Genomic DNA, 20,480 nt, shown 5'->3' on the forward strand with positions numbered 1-20,480 from the left:
GGAAACCGCGGGGTGCAGCGATGCGGCGTGCTTGGCTATGGTGTGGTGGTCTAATTTCCTCGGACAGGTCGATAGGAGGACAATCCGGAATCGACGAGGGAAAAAGGTAGATGACAAGAAGGCGACGACAATTTGACGCCAGCTTCAAGCTGGAAGTGGTACGAATGGTGCGGGACCAGGGATTATCGGTCAGTGAGGTTTGCCGGTCGATGGAGCTTGGAGAGACAGCCGTTCGGCGCTGGATGGCGCAGTACGAAGCGGAGTGCGCAGGCGGCCCCGGCGTGGGCAAGCCGCTGACAGCGGAGCAGCAGCGCATCCGGCAACTCGAGGCGGAAAATCGGCAACTGCGCGAGGACAACGCTTTGCTAAAAAAAGCGTCGGCCTTCTTTGCACGAGAACTGAAGTGAGTTATCGCGTGGTAACTCACTTGCAACAGGAGGCCGTATCGGTCAGTAATGCCTGCCGGGTTTTGCAGGTGAGCCGCTCTGGCTACTATGCGCACCGGCGTGCCAAGCCGAGCGCAAAGAGCCTGCAGGAACAGACCCACGTCAAGGCAGCGTTTGCTGCCAGTGGTGCGAACTACGGCAGCCGGCGCGTGATGCATGCGCTGAGGGCACAAGGAATACGTATTGGCCGCTATCGGGTCCGCACGCTGATGCGCGAAACGGGATTGCGCGCGAGATGGAAGCGCAAGTTCGTCTCGACGACCGACAGCAGGCATACGCTACCTGTGGCCGCGAACGTGCTGGACCGGCAGTTTGACGTGGCAGAGCCAAACCGTGCCTGGGTTTCAGACATAACGTATAGTACGCCCAGCCAGCGTAGCCCGCCCGTTTGGGGGTGAAACTGCTTGAGCATGTTTGGAATGCAGGACCCGGTGGAATTGACGTTGTAGTACCGGGGCATGCCCTTCCTCTGCTGCGAGGGGAAGTGAGCCGAAGCGGCGGTGACCTGCTGACACTGGCAGGGTGACGTAGTCCGTGGGAAACGGGGCTTGCGGCGAAGCGGTTACGCCAAGATGAGTCTCTAGGCTGAGCATGGGACGGTTGAGGAACACGAACCTGTTGAAACGCATCTGAGGGTTGAAATGTCACCCCTGCCCACACCGCTTTATGGGCAGGACGCGGGCTGTTGCCGGGCACATATATGGCCCGGGGGCACGAATACTGACTGGACAAGTAAGCTGGTCAGATGGAACCACGGGGAGCGCGCAGCTAGATCGTGGTGTCCGCGACGACTTGCGGCAAGCAAGGATAAAGACTGCGACAGGCAACCTCGCCCACGCGTTGAGTCCAGCATGTGAACTGGGGAAAGTTTGCACAGATGCCAAGGGAGTGTGCCCCCGATGATGTGCAAACTGGCGGAGCCTCCGTAGTAGTCCGAGGTCGGGAAAGCCGGCCACATGGCGAAGGGAGGCAGTTGAAGTGGTTTGTTTGGTTGACTAGCTGACCATAGTGAGGTGAAGACCTTTGATAATCAGTGAAATGCAAAGCAAACTGGCGACATGGTCGACGGAGAACAAAGAACGCAAGTTCGATCGACTCCTGAGACTGATTGCCGATAGGGCTTGGCTGAGTGAAGCGGCTCGTATTACGCTGGCATCCAGCGGAGCTCGCACGCCGGGTGTAGACGGGGTCGACAAGGACATGATGGAAGCGAACCTCCAGCATGAACTGGCGACAATACGCGACGAACTGTTGGAGGGCTCATATAGTCCGCTGCCTGCAAGACGCGTGTACATACCGAAAGCAAACGGAAAACTCAGACCTCTCGGCATACCTACCGTATCGGACCGAATCGCTCAGATGGTCGTCAAGCAAGTGCTCGAGCCTGTTCTGGAGCCCATGTTCCATGAAGACTTATATGGCTATCGACCGGGAAAATCCGCGCATCATGCTATTGCGCAGGCGAGGAAGCGCTGCTGGAGGTTTGCGTGGGCCGTGGAGATTGATATTAAAGGCTTCTTTGATAGCATCGATCACGCCTTGCTGCTGAAGGCGGTGCGACATCACACTCAAGAACGCTGGGTGGTGATGTACATAGAACGCTGGCTAAAGGCGCCAGTGCAAATGCTGGATGGAACAATGGTGACGCGAACGCGGGGAACGCCGCAGGGCGGTGTCATCAGCCCGTTGTTGGCCAATCTGTTCCTGCACTACGTCTTTGACATGTGGATGCAGCGTCAGTTTGCCGGAGTACCCTTCGAAAGGTACGCCGATGATGTTGTGTGCCATTGTCGTAGTCAATCGCAGGCCGAAGCACTGATTGGTGATTTGAGTCGGCGGTTCGCGCAATGTGGACTGGAATTGCATCCGCTGAAAACCCGAGTGGTCTACTGCAAGGATGCGGATCGGCGGGGGAACTACGCCGAAACGAGCTTTGACTTTCTTGGCTATACGTTTCGGCCTCGCCTGTCAAAGAATCGATGGGGTAAAACCTTCGTTAACTTCAGTCCGGCGATGAGTGCCAAGGCGGGGAAAGCGATACGTCAGGAGGTCAGGAGCTGGAATCTGCAAAATCGCAGTGACAAGTCCCTGTACGACCTGGTGCATATGTTCAACGCCAAAATCAGAGGTTGGGTAAATTATTACGGTGCATTCTACAAATCCGCGCTGTACCCAACGCTGAGGCAGATTGATCGCAAACTCGTGTTGTGGCTAACTCGTAAACACAAGCGTCTTCAAGGGCATCGCCGACGAGCCAGTCACTGGCTAGCACGCGTAGCACGCAAAGAGATGCATCTGTTTGCACATTGGTCGCTGTTATGGGGACAGGCTTCAATGGGAAGAGCCGGATGAGCGGAGACGTTCACGTCCGGTTCCGTGAGCGCCTTGGGGGGAAGTTCCCCGGGGCGACTCGACTTGTGATCGTGGTCAAGGGAACCCGTGAACATGCTGAGGCAGTACGCGAAGCGTGCCGTGGGTTCCTTGAAGGCGAACTGAAGCTCACGCTAAATATGGAGAAAACCCATATCACGCATGTGAACGACGGCTTTGTCTTCCTCGGTCACCGGATCATTCGCAAGCGTGGGCCACGCGGCCGCATGCGGCCTGTGACGACCATACCGTGGGAGAAGTATCGAGGCTTTGCCGGGAGGCTCGTAAAGCAATTGTCGGGCAACTACGGCATGAACCGGATGGACCTGATGGAAAGCCTGAATCGGCAGATTGCTGGCTGGGCTGCCTTTTATCAATACACCGACTATACGGCCACCATGTTCACGAAAATAGACCGAACGGTCTTCTGGAAACTCGGACACTGGCTCGCGCGCAAGTACCGGCGCGGGTTCAGGTCGCTGATGCGCGACTGCATCCGGGCGCCGGAACCGGGACAGGCTACAACATGGGTGTTACAAGGCCAGAACAGTCGGGGGTGGTATGGGGTGGTGGCGCTTCGGCGTCTCGTTACCAGTCGCAAAGGTCGTTTTACTTGGCGGACCCTGACAGAAAATCCGTACATCCTGCGCGATGAGACACGCCGTACCATCGAGTCGCGCTACCCCGATGTCGCCTTTGCTATGAGCAACACTTGAACGGAGAGCCGGATGCGTTGAGAGGCGCAAGTCCGGTTCGGAGAGGAGAGGCAGGGAAATAGTCCGACTACGCCCTGTCTCTTACTCTACTCCGCACGGCCCAGGGCTGGTTGTATCTGGCGGTCGTGTTGGACCTGTACTCACGAAAGGTGGTCGGCTGGTCTATGGCGCCCACCATGCCGGCCGGCCTGGTCATGTCGGCGCTGACTATGGCGCTGCAGCAGCGCGGGCCAGCGCCGGGACTGGTCCTGCATTCGGACCGGGGGAGCCTTGGCTGCCCCGGTCCGAATGATGAATCAGGCCGGGCAGTGGCCGCTTGCTGCGCACCGCCCGGAACAGCGCCTCGCCCACCAATTCTTGTGTCATTCTGGGCCCCATCGCGTAGCCCACGATCTCGCACGTGTACAGGTCCTTGATTCCTGCCAGGTACAACCACCCCTCATCGGTCGCGATATACGTGATGTCAGTCACCCACGCGGCGTTTGGCCTGTCGGCTTCAAATTTCTGCTCCAGTAGGTTGGGCGCCACTGGCAGATTATGTGCCGAGCGCGTTGTCGCCACGAATCGACGCTTTTGCCGACATCGAATCCCCATCTCCTTGCGCAGTCTGGCCAGCCGGTCACGGCCGACCACGAATCCATCGCCAGCCAGCTCGCGCTGCAGGCGCCGCGTACCATACGTCTGACGCGCGCGCTTGTGGGCTGCCCGGATCGCCAGACGCAGCCGCTCCTGTTCCGGACTGAGCCCGTAAGGTCTGTGTGTCCAGTCGTAGTAGCCACTGCGCGAGACCCCCAATACCCGGCACATCAACTTCACCGGATACACTTCTCGCCATTGACTCACGAACGCGTACCGGGCAGTGATTCCCTGGCGAAGTACGCCGCGGCTTTTTTTACAATATCGCGCTCCAGCCTCGCCTCGGCCAGCTCCTTGCGCAGCCTCGCATTCTCCGCCGCCAACTCTGCCACTGTCACGCCTCCTGGTGCCGCTGCTGTTCCAGGCGCCTTGGCTTTCGACACCCAATTCGTCAACGTGCCCTTCGGAATCCCCAGGCGCTGCGCGGCCGACTGCAGCGTCAGTCCCTGCTCCAGCACCAGTCTCACGGCCTCTGCCTGAAACTCTTCCCCGTACGTCTGTCTTGCCTTGCTCATCTGTGCACACTCCTGATCCACGATCTTAATCTAAGGACCAAGCGTGTCCGCCTCGATCAGGCTACCTCAGCCCGGCCGACGTGGCGGTTGAAGGACACCGTCACGTTCTATCGAGACATCCTCGGCCTGCCGCACATCCACACCATCTCGGCGCGTGGCTGGGGCACCGCCACGCACCCCGATTTCCTGCATTTCTTCTTCGACAGCGGCAACGGCAGCACCATCGCTTTCCTCTACTACCTCGGCAGCGTCGAGCCGGAGGTCCTCGCCGGCCGAGACAGCCACCCGCCGATCCCGGACGACCACGTCTTCGATGCCACCCACACGGCGTGGCTGGTCGATACGCAGGAAGAACTGCAGGAATGGAAGGCACGCCTGGAAGCGCGCGGCGTGGTGGTCTCCACGGAAACCGCGCACGAGGTGATCGAGTCGATCTACTTCCGGGATCCGAATGGCTACTTCATCGAGATCACGCGCAAGCTGCGGCCGCTCGAAGCGCTGGACGCGCGCGACGCCGATGCGACGCTGTCCGCGGCCATCGAACTGGAGGACGAGGCAGGGGCCCGACAGGCACGCGTGACCTCGATCGACGATATCTGGCAGCGCAAGGCAGAGATTCTGGGCCGCCGCCTGAACCTGGACGAGGAGTGTCACGCATGACCAAGGCTTCGTTGCGAATCTTCGTGCTGAACGTGCCGGAGTTCGCCTCGCTGACGGAAGCCGCACGCCGCATGCCGGCCTGCGACGTCAGCGACCTCGGCGACTATACCGTGATTGCCGCGAGCGCGCCGGTCGAGTTCGGGCGTCGCGCCCTGGGACTGAAGCCAGCCGTCTGGTACGGCCTCTTCACTGGCGGCCTGGACGGCAGCATCGAGTCGTTCGGTCGCGACTCGGTGCGCATCGTACCGCGTGGGCAGGAGACAGCCTGACAGGCAGGATACACCGCAGGAAACAAAGACAGGATACAAAGCAGGAGACAACCATGACCGGAATTCAGTTTCCGATCGAAGGTGTGGCGTATTGCCTGCCCGCGGACGCTGCCAGGTACTTCGAGACCGGCGCGTGGGTGGACGACACCCTTGGCGGCGCGCTGCGCAAGACCGCGCGGCGTCACCCGGACCGCCTGGCCTTTATCAGCGATGAGCGGTCGATCACGTTCGCCGAACTCGACGAACGCAGCGAACGCCTTGGCGCCGCGCTGCACCAGCTTGGCCTGATGCCCGGGGATCGCGCGATCTTCCAGATGGGCACCACGATTGATACCGTCGTCGCGCTGATGGGCTGCTACAAGGCCGGCGTGATTCCCGTATGCGCAGTACCGCAATACCGCGAAGTCGAGATTGGCCAGTTGTCCGGGCAGGCAGAGCCGCGCGCCTACTTCGTGCAGGCCGACTTCAGCGCGTTCGACCTTGCCGGATTTGCGCGCGGCATGGCGCAGCGCCACCCTTCGCTGCGGCACCTGATCGTGGCGCGCGGCAATCCTGCGCAGGGACATGGCGCGCCGCACGAGCACGGCCTGGACGCGCTGATCGACGCCATCCGCTATGAGAAAGCGGTGGATGTGCTGGCCAGGGTACGGATCGGGAGCCAGGACGTCCTCAGCTTCCAGTTGTCCGGCGGCACCACCGGCGTGCCGAAGATCATTCCACGCTTTCACGCCGAGTACATCGGCCATGCGCTGGCCTGCATGCGCCAGCTCGGCCAGACCGAGCACAGCCGCCTGATCTGGTCGCTGCCGCTGCTGCACAACGCCGGGCAGCTCTACGTGCTGGCCCCTGTCGTGGCCGGTGGCATGACGTCGGTGCTGATGCCGCGTGTGGACATTGCCCGCATGCTGGAACTGATCGCACTGCATCGCGTCACGCACGGCATGTCCATCGGGCCGGTCGCGCCGCAGATGATTGCCTACCAGGAGATGTTGCGGCACGATCTTTCATCGCTCGAACTGTTCGGCACGATGACGCGTGCCGATGCACTGGAAGCGCATCTCGGGGTGCCTTGCTTCAACCTGTTCGGCACGACCGAAGGGCTGCTGCTGGGCGCCGGCGCACGCTTCCCGGCGGCGATCCGCCACGGCACGCAAGGCTTCTCCGGCTGCCCGGACGACGAGATCCGCCTGCTGGTGCCGGGAACGGACGAGCCGGCGCCGCAGGGAACGCCCGGCGAACTCTGCTTCCGCGGGCCGTCGAGCCTGCGCGGCTACTACAAGGCACCGGAGGCGACAGCGCAAGCGCTGACGCGGGACGGCTTCGTGCGCTCCGGCGACCTCATGACCGAACATGTCATCGACGGCTTCCGCTGCTTCACTTTCGAAGGCCGCCTGCGCGACAACGTCAATCGCGGCGGCGAGAAGATCGGATCGGAGGAGGTGGAAGCCTTTGTCAGCCGGCATCCGGCGGTGGCGGACGCCAAGCTCGTGGCGATGCCGGACCCGCTCTATGGCGAGAAGGGCTGCATTTACCTGATCCTGCGCGCCGGACATGCGGCGCCCGATGTCGCGGAACTCGCAGCGTTTCTGGTTGAGCGGGGACTCGCCAAGTTCAAATGCCCGGAGCGCATCGAAGTCGTCGAGGAGTTTCCGGTGACTCGCGTCGGGAAGGTCGACAAGGGTGCGCTGCGGGCGATGGTGGCACGCCGGCTCGAGGACGAGACAAAGACTCGGGGAAAAGATGAACGCGGGAGGGTTTCGGCATGATCTGTACCGAAGCCGTAGTTGCCGACACACCGTTCGCCGTACGCCGGCGCATTAGGTGGGGCGAATGCGATCCGGCCGGCGTGGTCTACACACCATGCTTCTCGGAGTACGTCATCTCCACTGCGGAATTGTTCTATGAGCGCCTGTTCGACGGCCTCCCGCAACGCACCAAGGACGAGCTTGGATTTGGCACGCCGACACGCGCGTTGGCATTCGACTTCCGCCGCTCGCTGTGGCCGGATGAATCGATCGATATCGAGGTTTCGGTCGAAGCGATCAGCACGCGGACCTATACGTTGGCGATGACGGCACGCATGAGCGAAGGCGGCGACACCGCGTTTGTTGCGCGCCTCACGCCGATCTGCGTGCGCCGCGGGACGCGCGATGCGATCAACGTGCCCGCCGCACTGCGCAACGCACTGGAGCAGTACCGGCGACACTGCGCGACCGGGCTGCGCACCAACCCATCTCACCAAGGCGAACCAGTATGAACAGCCGTACATATCGTATCGGGCAGATCGTGCCCAGCTCCAACACGACGATGGAAACCGAGATCCCGGCAATGCTCCGCGCGCGGGAACGGATCCTGCCGGAGCGATTCACTTTCCACTCGAGCCGCATGCGCATGCACCGCGTGGTGCGCGAAGAACTGGAAGCCATGAACCGCGAGGGCCTGCGTTGCGCCGCCGAACTGGCGGACGCGCGCGTCGACGTGATGAGCACGGCCTGCCTGGTCGCCATCATGGCAATGGGCCCGGGCTACCACCGGCAGGTGGAGCAGGACCTGTTGCGCGTGGCGCGCGAGAACCACTGCGACGCACCGGTGATGACATCGGCCGGCGCGCTGGTAGCGGGCCTGAAGTCGATGGGCGCACGCCGGATTGCGCTGATGGCGCCGTACATAAAGCCGCTGACCGAGGCAGTGGTCAGGTACATCGAGCATGAAGGGATTGAAGTGCTGGACGCGCTGTCGTTCGAAATCCCCGACAACCTGGAGGTGGGGCGTCGCGATCCCCTGCAGTTGCTGCAGGACGTCAAGCGCCTGAATACCGCCAACGCCGATGTCGTGGTGCTGTCGGCCTGCGTGCAGATGCCCTCGCTGCCGGCGATCCAGGCAGCGCAGGACACCATCGGCCTGCCCGTTACGTCGACCGCCGTCTGCACGGTTCGCCAGATGCTGGAACACCTTGACCTGGCACCCGTCGTCCCCAACGCCGGCGCGCTCCTTGCGCCGGCCAGCAAGTAAGAGGCTTACCATGAATGTCGTCGTTATCGGAGGCGGGCCGGCCGGCCTGTACTTCTCCCTGCTGCTCAAGCAGCGGCATCCTGAGGATCATGTCATCGTGCACGAGCGCAACGAGGCGGGTGCCACTTACGGTTGGGGCGTGGTGTTTTCGGACATCGCGCTGTCCTTCCTGGAGGAAGCGGATCCGGCCTTTTTCCGCAAGTTCACCGCGCACCACCAGCGTTGCGACTATATGGAGGTCACCCACCACGGGGTGCGCGTGCCGCTGCATAACAACCACTTCTCGCGCACCTCGCGCATCGACCTGCTGCGCGTGCTGCAGGAGGCGTGCGCCGAGGCAGGTGTCGAGATTCGCTATGGCAGCCGCGTGAACGATCCGGCCGATCTGCCGGATGCGGACATCATCGTGGCGGCCGACGGCGTCAACAGCGAAGTGCGGACCCGGTTGGCGGAGCATTTCCAGCCGAGCTTCGACGTGCGTCGCAACAAGTTCGCCTGGTACGGTACCCATCAACTGTTCCACCCGGTGTCGCTGATCTTCCGGGAAACGGAGCACGGGGTATTCATCGCACACGCGTACCAGTACAGCGATGCGCTGTCGACCTTCCTGGTGGAAGTGGATCCGGACACCTGGCATCGCGCGGGCCTGGACATCGCTACCGAAGAAGAGAGTCGCGCGTTCTGCGAACAGGTCTTCGCGCAAGACCTGGGCGGGCAGTCCTTGCTGGGGAATCGCTCGAACTGGTTCCAGGCGAGCGTGGTGCGCAACGAGCACTGGTCGCATGGCAAGGTGGTGCTGCTGGGTGACGCGCTGCGCAGCGTGCATTTCTCGCTGGGCTCCGGCACCCGCATGGCGATGCAGGATGCGATCGCGCTCTGCGATGCCGTCTGTGAGCATTGCGACGATGTACCGGCGGCGTTCCAGGCGTTCGAGCGCAGCCGGCGCGATACGTCAGCCAGGTTCCAGGATGCGGCCCGCCGCAGCCTCGACTGGTATGAATCGGTCGACAGCAAGATGCATCTCGATCCGGTCGCGTTCGCCTACGACTACATGCTGCGCACTGGCAGGGTCACACACGAAGACCTGCGCCAGCGCGACCCGGAATTCATCGCCCGCGTGGAAGCGGGTGGTTATCACCAGCCCAACGCTGCTCCCGCCGCGGCATAGCCGTCGGCCGAAGCGAAAACCTCAGCGCTTTACCCGCACAAGCCGCAGCATAGCGGCTGTGCGCTGACCATCCCAGGAGACAATATGACTGCCCCATCCGCCCCCCGCGGTGCGGCGGCCGGCGCCCCTGCGCGCGCCGCCCTCAACGTACGCGAGTTCATCGACGCGGCACGCCTGTCCGGCCTGCAACTACGCATCATCGCGCTGTGCTTTGCGATCGTTGCACTGGACGGTTTCGATATTGCCATTATTGGCTTTCTCGCCCCCCATATCCGCAGCGAATGGTCGTTGTCGATGGTGGCACTGGGGCCGCTCTTCTCCGCCGGGCTGCTCGGGCTGATGACCGGCGCCTTTCTTTGTGGTCCTCTTGCCGATCGCATCGGCCGGCGTCGTGTGCTGGTCATGTCGGTGGCGTGGTTCGGCGCCGCCTGTGCGGCTTCTGCCGCGGCACCTGGCATCGGCTGGCTGATCGCGCTGCGGTTCCTGACCGGGCTCGGGTTGGGCGGTGCCATGCCCAATGCCATCACGCTGACCGCCGAGTTCAGCCCGTCGCGCCGCCGCGGCATGTTGCTGACGGTGATGTTCTGCGGATTCTCCCTTGGCTCCGCGCTCGGCGGCTTGGTGACCGCATACCTGATCGAGCACGTCGGCTGGCGCGGCGTGCTGGCACTCGGCGGTGCACTACCGCTGGTGCTGGTGCCGGTACTGGCGCTGGTGCTACCCGAATCTGTGCGTTACCTCGCCACGCGCGAAGGCATGCAGGCGCGGATCGCCGCCATCCTGTCACGCATCGATGCCGGCAGGGTTTCCGCCCACGCGCGATACGTCGCCGACGAGCCGGACGGCACGAGCTCACCGGTCAGCCAGCTCTTTGCGCCGCGCTACCGGCAGGGAACGCTGTGGCTCTGGCTGGCGTTCTTCAGCAGCCTGCTGTTGCTGTACCTGATGATCAACTGGCTGCCCATCCTGGTTCAGCGCAGTGGGCTTTCGCTGAAGGAAGCTTCGATGCTTGCCGGGCTGCTGCAAGGGGGAGGGGTGGCGGGTGCCGTCGTGCTGGGCGTGCTGCTGGACCGGTTCAACCCCTATGCCGTGGTGGCCGCAGCCTACACGATGGGGGCGATTGCCGTGGCATGCCTGGCTTCCGTGAGTGTGCCGATGGCAATGGCAGCGGCCATCTTCGTCACCGGATTTTGCGTCAGCGGTTCACAGGTCTGCGCCAATGTGCTGGCCTCGGCGTTCTATCCGACTTCGAGCCGTGCCACGGGCGTGGCATGGGCGCTCGGCATCGGACGGGTGGAGGCCATTGCGGGCTCGCTCGGCGGCGCATGGCTGTTGTCGGCGGGCTGGAGCAATGCGGCGCTCTATCTCCTTCTGGCAATTCCGGCGGTGGTCGCGGCGTTTGGCATCTACCGGACTGGGCGCGTCCAGCTCGCAATCAGTGTCTCCGTCGCTGACATCCGTGCGGACCTCAACCAAATCGAACCCGCCACCCAATTCCGTAAATAAGGAACCTGAAAATGACGTTTTCCCGGTCCCGCCCAAGCTGGCTTGTCGGGCTCGTACACTGGTTGCTTCTGGCGTTGATGCCTGCCATGGCGAGTGCTGCTGGCACTCCGGACGTGGCAGCGTCCGCGCCCGCTTCCAGCTTCCGTACCAATCTGGTCCTGCTTGGTACTGCCGGGGGGCGCACTTCCTACGGTGGTACGACGCTGGCAGGCATCTCCTCGGCACTTGTCGTCGACGGGGACGTGTATCTGGTTGACTTCGGCCAGGGCTGGCTGCGGCGATACCTTCAGGCGGGCCTGGGAAAGATGCCTGGCAAGCCTGGACTGGCCTCGCTGCGCGCAGCATTTATCACGCACCTGCACGCGGATCATGTTGTGGACTACCCGGCGCTGTTCTTGTTCGGGACCACGGATGGACTGGCAGCACGCAAGACGCCGGTGCGGGTGTTCGGACCGGGCCCGCGTGGCTCGCTGGTGCCGGTTGCCGGCGCCAATCGGACCAATGTCCCGGTGATCCACCCGGACGATCCCACGCCTGGAACGGTCGCCATGACAGAGGCCATTTACAAGGCATTCGCCAACGACATCAACGACAACATCCGCGACAGCCAGAAGCCGGACCCTCACACCCTCGTCACCGTGGAGGACATCAAGGTACCCAATGGCGTGGTAGTGGACGCCAACCGCGACGTCGCACCGGACATGCAGCCATTTCCTGTCTACCAGGATGACAAGGTGAAGGTCGCCGCGATTCTGGTCAGCCACGCGCCGGTGTATCCGTCGTTCGCGTTCCGCTTTGATACGGCAGACGGTTCGGTGGTGTTCTCGGGCGATACCAGTCCGAGCCAGAACCTCATACGGCTCGCCAAGGGGGCGGATGTCCTGGTTCACGAGGTCATCGATACGCACTGGATCGACGAGTTCCTGCCGAAGCCACGTAATGCGGCGCAGAAAGCCAGGGCGCGCCATTTGCTCGAAGCCCATACCGCTGTGGAGGCGGTAGGTGCGGTCGCGCAGGCGAGTGGAGTCAAGACCGTTGTCTTGTCACACCTGGCGCCGGCCGACAGCAGGGAAAGCCGGTGGCGCCGTGCGCAGGAAGGGTTCTCCGGTCGGGTCGTGGTCGGCAAGGATCTCATGTGGCTGGGCATAGGCTCGCCTGCGTCTGCGGGCATGGAACGTTAAAGCTGTCGCAGCAAGCTGCGTGTTAACGAATCAGACCAGCAATTCGCGCGCCGTCTGTCACGCTTTACGGTGTCGCCGATGCGGGAATCGAGGTCGTGAACCACGTGCCGGATCCCGCGAAGCAGGGCGCAAGTCTGGTTCGCATGACATCGGCAATCATCACCACAGCGCGGCGGCATGCGACCACATATCCAGAGGTGGGGAGTCGCTATAGGGCCGGGGTTAACGGGCGGCGCAACCCCGCCTGTTCGAGCAAAGGCAAGAGCCCCGTGCCGAGGTGCTTCAGCGTGGTTTCAGGCTCGATCGTCGCAAGCAGTAGGCCGTCCACTCCGGCGTTGGAAAGCTGGATCAACTTGTCAGCGACTTCCTCCGCCGTTCCGACCAGATTGACGCCGCCGCCCGCCGCCCATGTGCGCTCGAACTTCCACCGCTCCGCGTCCGATGACGATTGCGCAGCCATGCCGAGGTCCTTGACCCACGCCTCAATGGCAGGCCGATTCGCGTGCTGCGACGCGTAGTATTCGAGAAAGTCTTCGGCCTCCTTGCGGGTGTCCCGAATCACGATGTAGCCATGAGTCCACACCTGCACGCGACGCTTGAATGTGGACCACGCAAACGACTTGTAGTCGGCGATCTGGGCCGCGGCTTGTTCGGGATCTGCGTGGACATGCGTGAAGATGGCGTCTGCATACTCACAGGCAAACTGCCGCCCCCGGCCGGATGTACCCGCATTGAGTATCGCAGGGAAGCTTTGCACTCCCTTTGGCTGGTTGCAGGCGTGCTTGACTTTGTAGAAGCGGCCTTCGAAGTCAAAGGGCTCCGTTTCGACCCAAAGCCGGCGAAGAAGCTGCATGAATTCTTCGGCGTGCGCGTATCGGGTTTCATGATCCTCGATCGGCAAGCCAAACGTTCCGAATGTGCTGGGTGTCGCCCCTGCCACGATATTGATGCCGAACCGGCCCCCCGAGATGCGGTCGATGGTGGTCGCCGCGTTGGCAACGAACACCGGATGGTTCAACTGCACATGCATCGTCGACACGAGCGCGGGCTCCGTGTGGCGCGCCGCCAGGCCGGCGGCCCAGGTGAAGGGCTCCAGCTCGCGGCGACCACCCCAGCCAACGAGCGAAAGCATGGTTTCGAGGCCCAAGCGCTGTGCCTCCGCCGCAATCGCGTCGCATCGGTCCCAGTCCGCCACGTAACGCTCCGGGGCAGTCGTATGGATATGCCATCCTGCGTTCATTCCGAACAAGCCAAGCTTGAGCTTGTTGTCATTGAATAGCGGATTCGTGGCCGCACGTGCGTCTTCTATTTTTTCCCACTCGCGCGGATCGATTTGAAAATTGCGATTCACAGTATGTCTCCCTTGATTTCGAATGAGCCGGATTTAGCGCACCGCGCCCGCTTCCTCGAAGCGGCCATATACGCCGTTGGCATAGGCCAACGCGGGAATCGTCGCGTATTCGCATTGCCTTACCGTGCCCACTACCACCCAATGGCTACCTTCCTGCAGCACCGACTTGACTTCGCAGTCGAACGCCGCTGCACACCCTTCCACCATTAGGTTTCCGCTTTCGAGCTCGCGCCAGCGGCCCGACGCAAAGCGATGCTCGGGGGCGATTTTTCCGGCGAACGCTGCCGCCAGGTCTTCCATGCCGGGGGTTAGCACGTTGACACAGAACTGCCCTGACATCCGGATGCGTTCGCATGCGCTCGCGTTACCGTTCACGCAAATCAGGACAGTGGGAGGATCGGCAGACACTGAGCAGAATGCGGTTGCGGTCAAGCCGTAATGCGTTCCTTCATATCTACATGTAATGACGTTGACGGATGCGACCACGGCTCGCATGGACTGCTTGAAGTCCGGTGAATCGACGATGCGCGCGCATCGAATCGGTGATTCCATGTCTGTCTCCTCATTCTCGACCTTCGTCCTGCGCGAAAAGTCTGTTGTCTGTCGAATCCGCCGGCCTTGTTATCGGGCGGGTGCTGGATATCAATCCGATGGCGGTCCAACATCGAACGGCTCGATCGACAGGATTGGACGGCCACGGGCATGGTAGGGCCGGCGCGACGCTGTCTCCACTGAAGTTCCTGCAACTTGGCTATTCACCTCGTGCACGCCGCGGTGTTATCCGGTATGGCATTTGGCCTCGCCCGTCGATCCTGTGGCAGGCCCCTGCATTCGCGCGTTGCATCTCGCCGATGCAGATGTTTCAGTGTGCGCGAGAAAGGTGCTTTGCTAGATTAGCCACCAACAAATCCGCGACGTCAAACACAAGGAGACATAGGTGGAAAGCTCATACGCAGATTTTCAGCCGGAGCGCCGCAGTGGCAAGGCCACGCGTGCGGACGCCCAGCGCGGTGTTCTGCTTGTCGCGGCGGCCTCGCTGGGCTTGTCGGGAGGCTACACCGCGCTATTCGCCGGCACGACGGGCGTGTTCCTGTTGCCGATCGCGGGCTCTCTGGAGGTCGGGCGCGGGGTAGCCTCAAGCTGCATGGCGCTGTCTTCGCTGGGCCTCGCGGTGAGCGCGCCGTTGGCGGGCCGGCTGATGGATCGCTACGGCCACCAGCGCGTCATCGGTTACTCCATTCTCTGTTTCGTAGTGACACTCGTCCTGCTGGCACTCGGGCCCCTGACGCCCGCCGCGTTGGGATTCAAGACCTTCCTGCTGGGTCTGCTCGGCGTGGCAACCTCTCCGGTCGGCTATTTGTCGATTCTGGCGCATACGTTCGAGCGCAGGGTGGGGCTGGCGTTCGGCGCTGCTTCGATCGGCGCGGGCATCGGGGCGGCCCTTGCGCCGCTGTGTGCCAGTTGGGTCATTCGCCACCATGGGTGGCAGACGGCTTATCTGCTACTGGCAGTGGCCGCGGCGGTGCTCGGCTTTGTCGCGAACGCGATGCTGCGTCGGGCAATGCCGGCGCACACCACCGAAGCATTCCGCACGGCCACCACGGCTTGCGCACCAGCGATCGGCGACACGCCGAAAGAGGCATTCTCCAACCCGCGCTTCTGGCTCATTGGCCTGTGTGTCGCTTTGATTGCAGCGGTGGGCCTGGGAAGCATGGTGCACGTGCCGGCACTGCTTTCGGACCAAGGCGTTTCGCCCGAGATGGCGGCGGCGGGCGCCGCGTTCTCGGCCATCGGCTTGACCACCGGACGGTTTGTGGTCGGGATCCTGCTGGACGTGGTGGCGGCCCGGGTGCTGGCGGCCGTGGTCTTCCTTCTGGGCGCTTGGGGGGTGGCTTTGCTGGCCACGGCGACCCATTCCACGCCTTATCCGCTTTTAGCCCTCGGTGCTGCCCTGACCGGCCTGCTTATCGGCGCCGAGGGTGATCTCGTGCCGTTCTTCGTGAAGCGGTACTTCGGCCTGAAGTCGTTTGGCACGGTCTACGGCATTCTGATCTCGCTGTTCTGCATCGGCACGTTGCTCGGCCCGAGCCTGTATGGCGTCGCGTATGACCACTTCCACGGCTACGGGGTGGTGATGGTGGCCGCAGGCATGGCATGCGTCGGTTGTGCGCTGGCGATCCTGCTGATCGGCGCGTATCGGTATCCCGACCCCCAACGGGCGACTCAAGGCGCCTGATCCTCCGCGTCGCATGGCGGCGCCGCCCTTCCGGGAGATAGACACATCAGGTGCCGGCGAGTCTCGCGCCGGTCCTGACGCGTCCCTGTACATCGCACTTGATTATGGATATTGCAATGAAGATCACTCGATTCGAGCACGGAGACTACGCCGGTTGGGGCGTGGTCGAGGCCGACCACGTGCTGCCGTTGCCGGGCGCGCGCCACTACGGCGAGGCGCTCGCGCTGGCGTCGTCGGCGGACGCATCAACGGGGGTGCCACGGGAACAAGTACGCTGGCTGCCTCCGGTGCAGCCGGACACGAAAATCATCTGCGTGGGGCTCAATTATCGCAAGCACGCCAGGGAAGCGGGCCACGACGTCAGTCTCTATCCTTCTGTCTTTCCTCGCTTTCCGGATTCGTTCGTGGGCCACGACGAGGCAGTGGTGCGTTCGCGGCTGTCGGAAACCCTGGACTATGAGGCCGAGCTTGCGGTTGTCATCGGCAAGACGGCGCGTCACGTGCAGGCGGATGAGGCCATGGCGTACGTTGGCGGCTACACATGCATGGCCGAGAACTCGGTGCGCGACTATCAGATGCACAACCGGCAGGCCACCCCCGGAAAGAACTTCGAGCGGTCCGGGGCGCTCGGACCCTGGATCGTGCCGGCTACACCGCTAGGCGATCCCCGCGATGTGCGCGTGATCGGCAGGCTGAACGGCGAGGAGGTGCAAAACGGGGGCCTCGACGAACTTGTCTTCTCGGTTCCCGCCCTTGTGGCGTACCTGAGTGCATTCACTACGCTGCGCCCTGGAGACATCATTGCTACCGGCACACCCGATGGCGTCGGCATGACCCAGGCCCCCCCGCGCTTCCTGCGCGCCGGTGACATCTTCGAAGTCGAGGTCACTGGCGTGGGCGTGTTGCGCCATGCAGTCATGCAAGAGGATTGATCATGGCCACCACGACTCAAGATCACCTTGATTGCCTGGCCGTCGTGTTCGGCTTCTTCGACGCACTGGACATGCACGCTAATGACCGGGCCGTGTCCCTGTTCGCGAAAGACGGCGTCTGGGAGCGCAACGGCGCGGCCCTGACAGGTCACGAGGCGATATCCGCCGCGCTGGACAGGCGCCCGATGGAGCGCCGTACCTTCCACGCCGTTTGCAACCCTGCGGTGAGTCTTGAGGGGGAAAGTCACGCGATCGTGCGGTTTTATCTGATTGCCTATGAAGGTCATCCCGCTCCGGCCGGGGACGCGCAGCCGCTGGCCCCGGTTGGCATACGCCGCTGCGAGGACCGCCTGTTTCACGACGGAGAGCGCTGGCGCATCGTGCGCAAGTCGAGCGTGGCGCACCTGTCGCCAAGCGCCCAGTGACGGTCACGCGCGGATTCGCCAACGAGGTTGGTCCCCCTTGTTTCCCCCGAGTTAATACACCCATTGCGATGAAAGACATGAACAGTACTGCTTGCTGGCTGACCGAAGCCGATGTTGCCCACTGCGTACCGATGGACGATGCCATCGACGCACTGGAACGCAATTTGATCGAAATTGCCGAGGGCGCAGCCTTCAATGTGCCGAAGGTATTGGGCCAACTCGGCGGCGGCGATGCGATGCATGCGTTGTCGTCCGCCTCCCCGCGGGTCGGCGTGTGCGGCTTCAAAACGTGGGTCCATACGCGTCAGGGCGCCAAGGCGGTCTTTGCCTTGTTCAGCACCGAGAACGGAAGCCTGCTGGCCATGATGGAGGCCAACACGCTGGGCCAGTTGCGCACCGCCGCAATGACGGCCCTGGGCACCCGTTGGCTGGCACCGGCCGCCGCCGGGGACTTGGCCATCGTGGGCACTGGCAAACAAGCGATCGCCCAGGTCCATGCGATGAACGTTGTTCGTCCCTTGCGCCGGGTTCGCATCTGGAGCCCCAGTGCGGAGAGCCGGCAGGCGTTCGTGGAGAAGGTCCGCACGGGTCTGCCGCAGGCCGAGGTGATCGACAGCGCGAGCCTGGAAGCAGCCACCGACGGGGCGGAAATGGTGACGTTGGTGACACGCGCGACCGAGCCGTTCTTCCGGGCAGGCATGCTGGCACCGCATGCGCACCTGAACGCCGTGGGCGCCATCCTGCCAACCCATGCCGAGTTCTTCCCCGATGTGTTCGCGCGTGCCCGCGCCGTGGTCGTGGACGACATCGACAATGCGCGCCGCGGGTCGCGCGAACTGCGCGAACACTATGGCGCCGAAGCGCAGGAATGGACCGGCCTGCAGGCCTTGTCCGATGTCATCAGGGAGGGGCAGTTCTCGGCCACGGGCAGCGGCGACATCACGCTGTTCAAGGCGATGGGGATGGGCCTGTCCGATCTCGCCATTGCGGCGCTGGCCTACCAGCGTGCCGGAGCCGACCCGGGCTCCACCCGGACCGTGCCGCTGACGGCGCCGGCGCCTATCCAATGGACCAGGGGCTGAGAGGGGGACGCACGACATGCTGACTGAAATTCAGATCGCCAATCTGGCATCCGAACTGGACGAAGCCGAGCGGACCCGCACGCAGGTACGGCACTTCTCACGGCGTTTTCCCGACATGACGATCGCCGATGGCTACGCGATCTCCCGCGCCTGGTGCGAGCTGAAGCGGGCAAGGGGACAGCGCGTGCGCGGCCACAAGATCGGGCTGACCTCGCGTGCCATGCAGCAAGCAAGCCAGATCAGCGAGCCGGACTACGGCACGCTGTTCGACACCATGTTCTTCGACAGTGGTCAAGACATTCCCTTCCAGCGGTTCATCGCGCCGCGCATCGAGGTCGAGCTGGCCTTCATTCTCGGCAAGCCGCTGAAGGGACCGCGCGTGACCCTGTTCGACGTGCTCCAGGCCACGGATTTTGTGACGCCGGCCGTCGAGATCATCGACGCGCGCATCGAGCAGTTCGACCGCGAGACCAAGGTCGCACGCCGAGTCACCGACACCATTTCCGACAATGCCGCCAATGCCGGCGTCGTGCTCGGCGGACGGCCGGTGCGATGCGACGCTGTTGACCTGCGCCGGACCGGCGCCTTGCTGTATCGCAATGGCGTCGTCGAGGAGTCCGGCCTGGCCGCCGCGGTCCTTGACCACCCCGCCAACGGCGTGGTGTGGCTGGCCAACCGCCTGGCGCAATGGGACGAGGGCCTGGACGCTGGCGAGGTTGTGCTCTGCGGCTCATTCACGCGCCCCGTCGCCGGGGCGGTCGGCGATGTGTTCCATGTCGACTACGGCACCCTGGGCGCCATCAGCTTTCGCCTCGCCTGACCGCGCGAGCCGATCCCGAATTCCATTCCAATCATCTGGAGACATAAATGTCCGAGAACATGTATTGCCTGGTGGACGTCAGCGGCGCCACTCCGACCCCCATCACGCACTGGGAACCCGTGCTGGTGCCGCGTGAGGCCATCGACAGGGAGATCGAGCGACTTGCCGACCAGGCCCAGCCCCATGACGGCCGTCGTGCCACGGCCGTCGTGCATCCGTCGTGCACCGACGGCACGCTGGGTTTTGGCCCGGGCGTGGACGTCACGATCGAGGTGCTCAAGCCCGGCGAGCAGAGCCGGCCGCTGCTGCGCAATTCGAACCAGCTCCAGTTCTGCCTCCAGGGATCCGGCGCCGTCATGGTGGGCAACCAGACGCTGTCGATGGGAAAGTGGGACGTCCTGTCGATTCCATCGATGCAGCCATACAGCTACAAGAACACCGGGCAGGGCCTGTGGGTCCGTCTGGTCTATTCGAATGCGCCGCTGCTGCGCAAGCTTGGTGTGCACTGGGTCGATTACGCGCAGGCGGGGTGGGAGAACAAGGCGATCGCCGCGAGCGCGGGCGTGAACCTCAACATCAACCGGGACAACGCGCCCGACATCCAGATTACAGAGGAAGGCGCGCGCCTACGCGGCTATGAGTTCCTCACGGACATCGAAGTGGTGGAGAACCGCCCGCTGGTCTGGCCCTGGGAGCTTGCCTCGCAGACGCTGACTTTCGAGAAAGGCGATGGCAGGCGCAGCATCATGCTGCTCTATAACCCGGCCACGGAGCGGCGCAACGGCACGACCCATTCGTTCTTCGCCACGTTGTTCTCGCAGGCAAAAGGCGTGGCAACTCGGCCGGTGGGGCGCGGACACAAGCACAGCTCGATTGCCATCAACTACCACTTCGGCGGAAGCGGAAAGAGCGTGGTCGGTGAACAGACGATCCCATGGAAAGCGGGGGACCTGATGCTTTCGGGGCCGTCATGGTCGGAGCACGCTCACTACTACAACGAAGAAGGGGCAATGGTCCTGACCGTGCAAGACCATCCGCTGCACATCGGCATGGAGTCGCTGATCTGGCAGGAGCGCATGGATGGGCCGATCATTAACCTGGGGTCGGAGGCCGGCCAGAAGGGCTACGTGGGTCCGCGGCAGGCAGGCTAAGTGC

The 20,480-nt window shown here is 63.1% G+C and carries 20 protein-coding genes and 2 pseudogenes; 19 read left to right on the forward strand and 3 right to left on the reverse strand.

Going from position 1 to position 20,480, the window contains the following annotated elements; genetic code table 11:
* Positions 1-110 precede the first annotated feature (110 nt).
* The 5 genes and pseudogenes from AC07UK_RS34400 to AC07UK_RS34420 form a co-directional block, all read left to right on the forward strand.
* Entirely contained in the window at positions 111-407 is a 297-nt protein-coding gene (locus AC07UK_RS34400; RefSeq protein WP_494687889.1) for a transposase, read from the forward strand.
* Positions 404-844, forward strand: a complete 441-nt coding sequence (locus AC07UK_RS34405) for an IS3 family transposase (RefSeq protein WP_494687890.1) — start codon at positions 404-406, stop codon at positions 842-844. The genes AC07UK_RS34400 and AC07UK_RS34405 overlap by 4 nt, the downstream gene beginning before the upstream one ends.
* Positions 845-1,484: 640 nt before the next feature.
* Positions 1,485-2,798 (forward strand): group II intron reverse transcriptase/maturase, encoded by a 1,314-nt coding sequence (gene ltrA / locus AC07UK_RS34410; protein WP_494693906.1) that lies wholly within the window; start codon positions 1,485-1,487, stop codon positions 2,796-2,798.
* 65 nt (positions 2,799-2,863) lie between these two features.
* Entirely contained in the window at positions 2,864-3,532 is a 669-nt protein-coding gene (locus tag AC07UK_RS34415; protein ID WP_494693907.1) for a group II intron maturase-specific domain-containing protein, read from the forward strand.
* Positions 3,533-3,627: 95 nt separating this feature from the next.
* Positions 3,628-3,801 (forward strand): annotated as a pseudogene (locus tag AC07UK_RS34420) (DDE-type integrase/transposase/recombinase); the annotation flags it as partial.
* Position 3,802: 1 nt separating this feature from the next.
* Here the strand turns inward: AC07UK_RS34420 and AC07UK_RS34425 are convergent.
* Positions 3,803-4,683: pseudogene (locus AC07UK_RS34425) on the reverse strand (IS3 family transposase); the annotation flags it as partial.
* A gap of 87 nt (positions 4,684-4,770) precedes the next feature.
* On the opposite strand from AC07UK_RS34425, the gene AC07UK_RS34430 reads away from it, so the two are divergent.
* From AC07UK_RS34430 to AC07UK_RS34465, 8 genes are all read left to right on the forward strand, one after another.
* Positions 4,771-5,343 (forward strand): VOC family protein, encoded by a 573-nt coding sequence (locus AC07UK_RS34430; protein WP_494688133.1) that lies wholly within the window; start codon positions 4,771-4,773, stop codon positions 5,341-5,343.
* Positions 5,340-5,612 (forward strand): hypothetical protein, encoded by a 273-nt coding sequence (locus AC07UK_RS34435; RefSeq protein WP_494688134.1) that lies wholly within the window; start codon positions 5,340-5,342, stop codon positions 5,610-5,612. Before AC07UK_RS34430 ends, AC07UK_RS34435 begins: the two co-directional genes overlap by 4 nt.
* 53 nt (positions 5,613-5,665) lie before the next feature.
* Positions 5,666-7,378, forward strand: a complete 1,713-nt coding sequence (locus tag AC07UK_RS34440; RefSeq protein ID WP_494688135.1) for an AMP-binding protein — start codon at positions 5,666-5,668, stop codon at positions 7,376-7,378.
* Positions 7,375-7,869: an acyl-CoA thioesterase gene (locus AC07UK_RS34445; protein WP_494688136.1), complete on the forward strand. Its 495-nt coding sequence runs from the start codon at positions 7,375-7,377 to the stop codon at positions 7,867-7,869. Before AC07UK_RS34440 ends, AC07UK_RS34445 begins: the two co-directional genes overlap by 4 nt.
* Positions 7,866-8,624 carry a maleate cis-trans isomerase family protein gene (locus AC07UK_RS34450; RefSeq protein WP_494688137.1) on the forward strand — a complete coding sequence of 253 codons (759 nt, stop codon included), beginning with the start codon at positions 7,866-7,868 and terminating at the stop codon, positions 8,622-8,624. Before AC07UK_RS34445 ends, AC07UK_RS34450 begins: the two co-directional genes overlap by 4 nt.
* A gap of 10 nt (positions 8,625-8,634) precedes the next feature.
* Positions 8,635-9,792, forward strand: coding sequence for an FAD-dependent monooxygenase (locus tag AC07UK_RS34455; RefSeq protein ID WP_494688138.1), 1,158 nt, complete (start codon positions 8,635-8,637; stop codon positions 9,790-9,792).
* Positions 9,793-9,876: 84 nt separating this feature from the next.
* The gene (locus tag AC07UK_RS34460; protein WP_494688139.1) at positions 9,877-11,298 is read left to right on the forward strand and encodes an MFS transporter; all 1,422 of its coding nucleotides are present in this window, start codon (positions 9,877-9,879) and stop codon (positions 11,296-11,298) included.
* A gap of 11 nt (positions 11,299-11,309) precedes the next feature.
* Positions 11,310-12,479: an MBL fold metallo-hydrolase gene (locus AC07UK_RS34465; protein WP_494688140.1), complete on the forward strand. Its 1,170-nt coding sequence runs from the start codon at positions 11,310-11,312 to the stop codon at positions 12,477-12,479.
* Positions 12,480-12,687: 208 nt separating this feature from the next.
* Here AC07UK_RS34465 and AC07UK_RS34470 read toward each other — a convergent pair whose 3' ends face one another.
* The gene (locus tag AC07UK_RS34470) at positions 12,688-13,830 is read right to left on the reverse strand and encodes an LLM class flavin-dependent oxidoreductase (protein WP_494688141.1); all 1,143 of its coding nucleotides are present in this window, start codon (positions 13,828-13,830) and stop codon (positions 12,688-12,690) included.
* 33 nt (positions 13,831-13,863) lie between these two features.
* The gene (locus AC07UK_RS34475) at positions 13,864-14,382 is read right to left on the reverse strand and encodes a flavin reductase family protein (protein ID WP_492316669.1); all 519 of its coding nucleotides are present in this window, start codon (positions 14,380-14,382) and stop codon (positions 13,864-13,866) included.
* Between the two features lie 385 nt (positions 14,383-14,767).
* On the opposite strand from AC07UK_RS34475, the gene AC07UK_RS34480 reads away from it, so the two are divergent.
* The 6 genes from AC07UK_RS34480 (at position 14,768) to AC07UK_RS34505 (ending at position 20,476) form a co-directional block, all read left to right on the forward strand.
* Positions 14,768-16,066: an MFS transporter gene (locus tag AC07UK_RS34480; RefSeq protein ID WP_494688142.1), complete on the forward strand. Its 1,299-nt coding sequence runs from the start codon at positions 14,768-14,770 to the stop codon at positions 16,064-16,066.
* Between the two features lie 116 nt (positions 16,067-16,182).
* Positions 16,183-16,998, forward strand: a complete 816-nt coding sequence (locus AC07UK_RS34485; RefSeq protein WP_494688143.1) for a fumarylacetoacetate hydrolase family protein — start codon at positions 16,183-16,185, stop codon at positions 16,996-16,998.
* A 2-nt stretch (positions 16,999-17,000) separates the two neighbouring features.
* Complete coding sequence (locus AC07UK_RS34490) at positions 17,001-17,423, forward strand: nuclear transport factor 2 family protein (RefSeq protein ID WP_494688144.1); 423 nt, start codon at positions 17,001-17,003, stop codon at positions 17,421-17,423.
* 77 nt (positions 17,424-17,500) lie between these two features.
* The gene (locus AC07UK_RS34495; RefSeq protein WP_494688145.1) at positions 17,501-18,505 is read left to right on the forward strand and encodes an ornithine cyclodeaminase family protein; all 1,005 of its coding nucleotides are present in this window, start codon (positions 17,501-17,503) and stop codon (positions 18,503-18,505) included.
* Positions 18,506-18,521: 16 nt separating this feature from the next.
* A complete protein-coding gene (hpaH, locus tag AC07UK_RS34500; RefSeq protein ID WP_494688146.1) occupies positions 18,522-19,325 on the forward strand; it encodes a 2-oxo-hept-4-ene-1,7-dioate hydratase in 804 nt (267 codons plus the stop codon).
* A 47-nt stretch (positions 19,326-19,372) separates the two neighbouring features.
* Positions 19,373-20,476 carry a cupin domain-containing protein gene (locus AC07UK_RS34505; protein WP_494688147.1) on the forward strand — a complete coding sequence of 368 codons (1,104 nt, stop codon included), beginning with the start codon at positions 19,373-19,375 and terminating at the stop codon, positions 20,474-20,476.
* The last annotated feature ends 4 nt before the right edge of the window (positions 20,477-20,480 follow it).

Source organism: Cupriavidus sp. GW821-FHT07C08 (assembly GCF_059419025.1).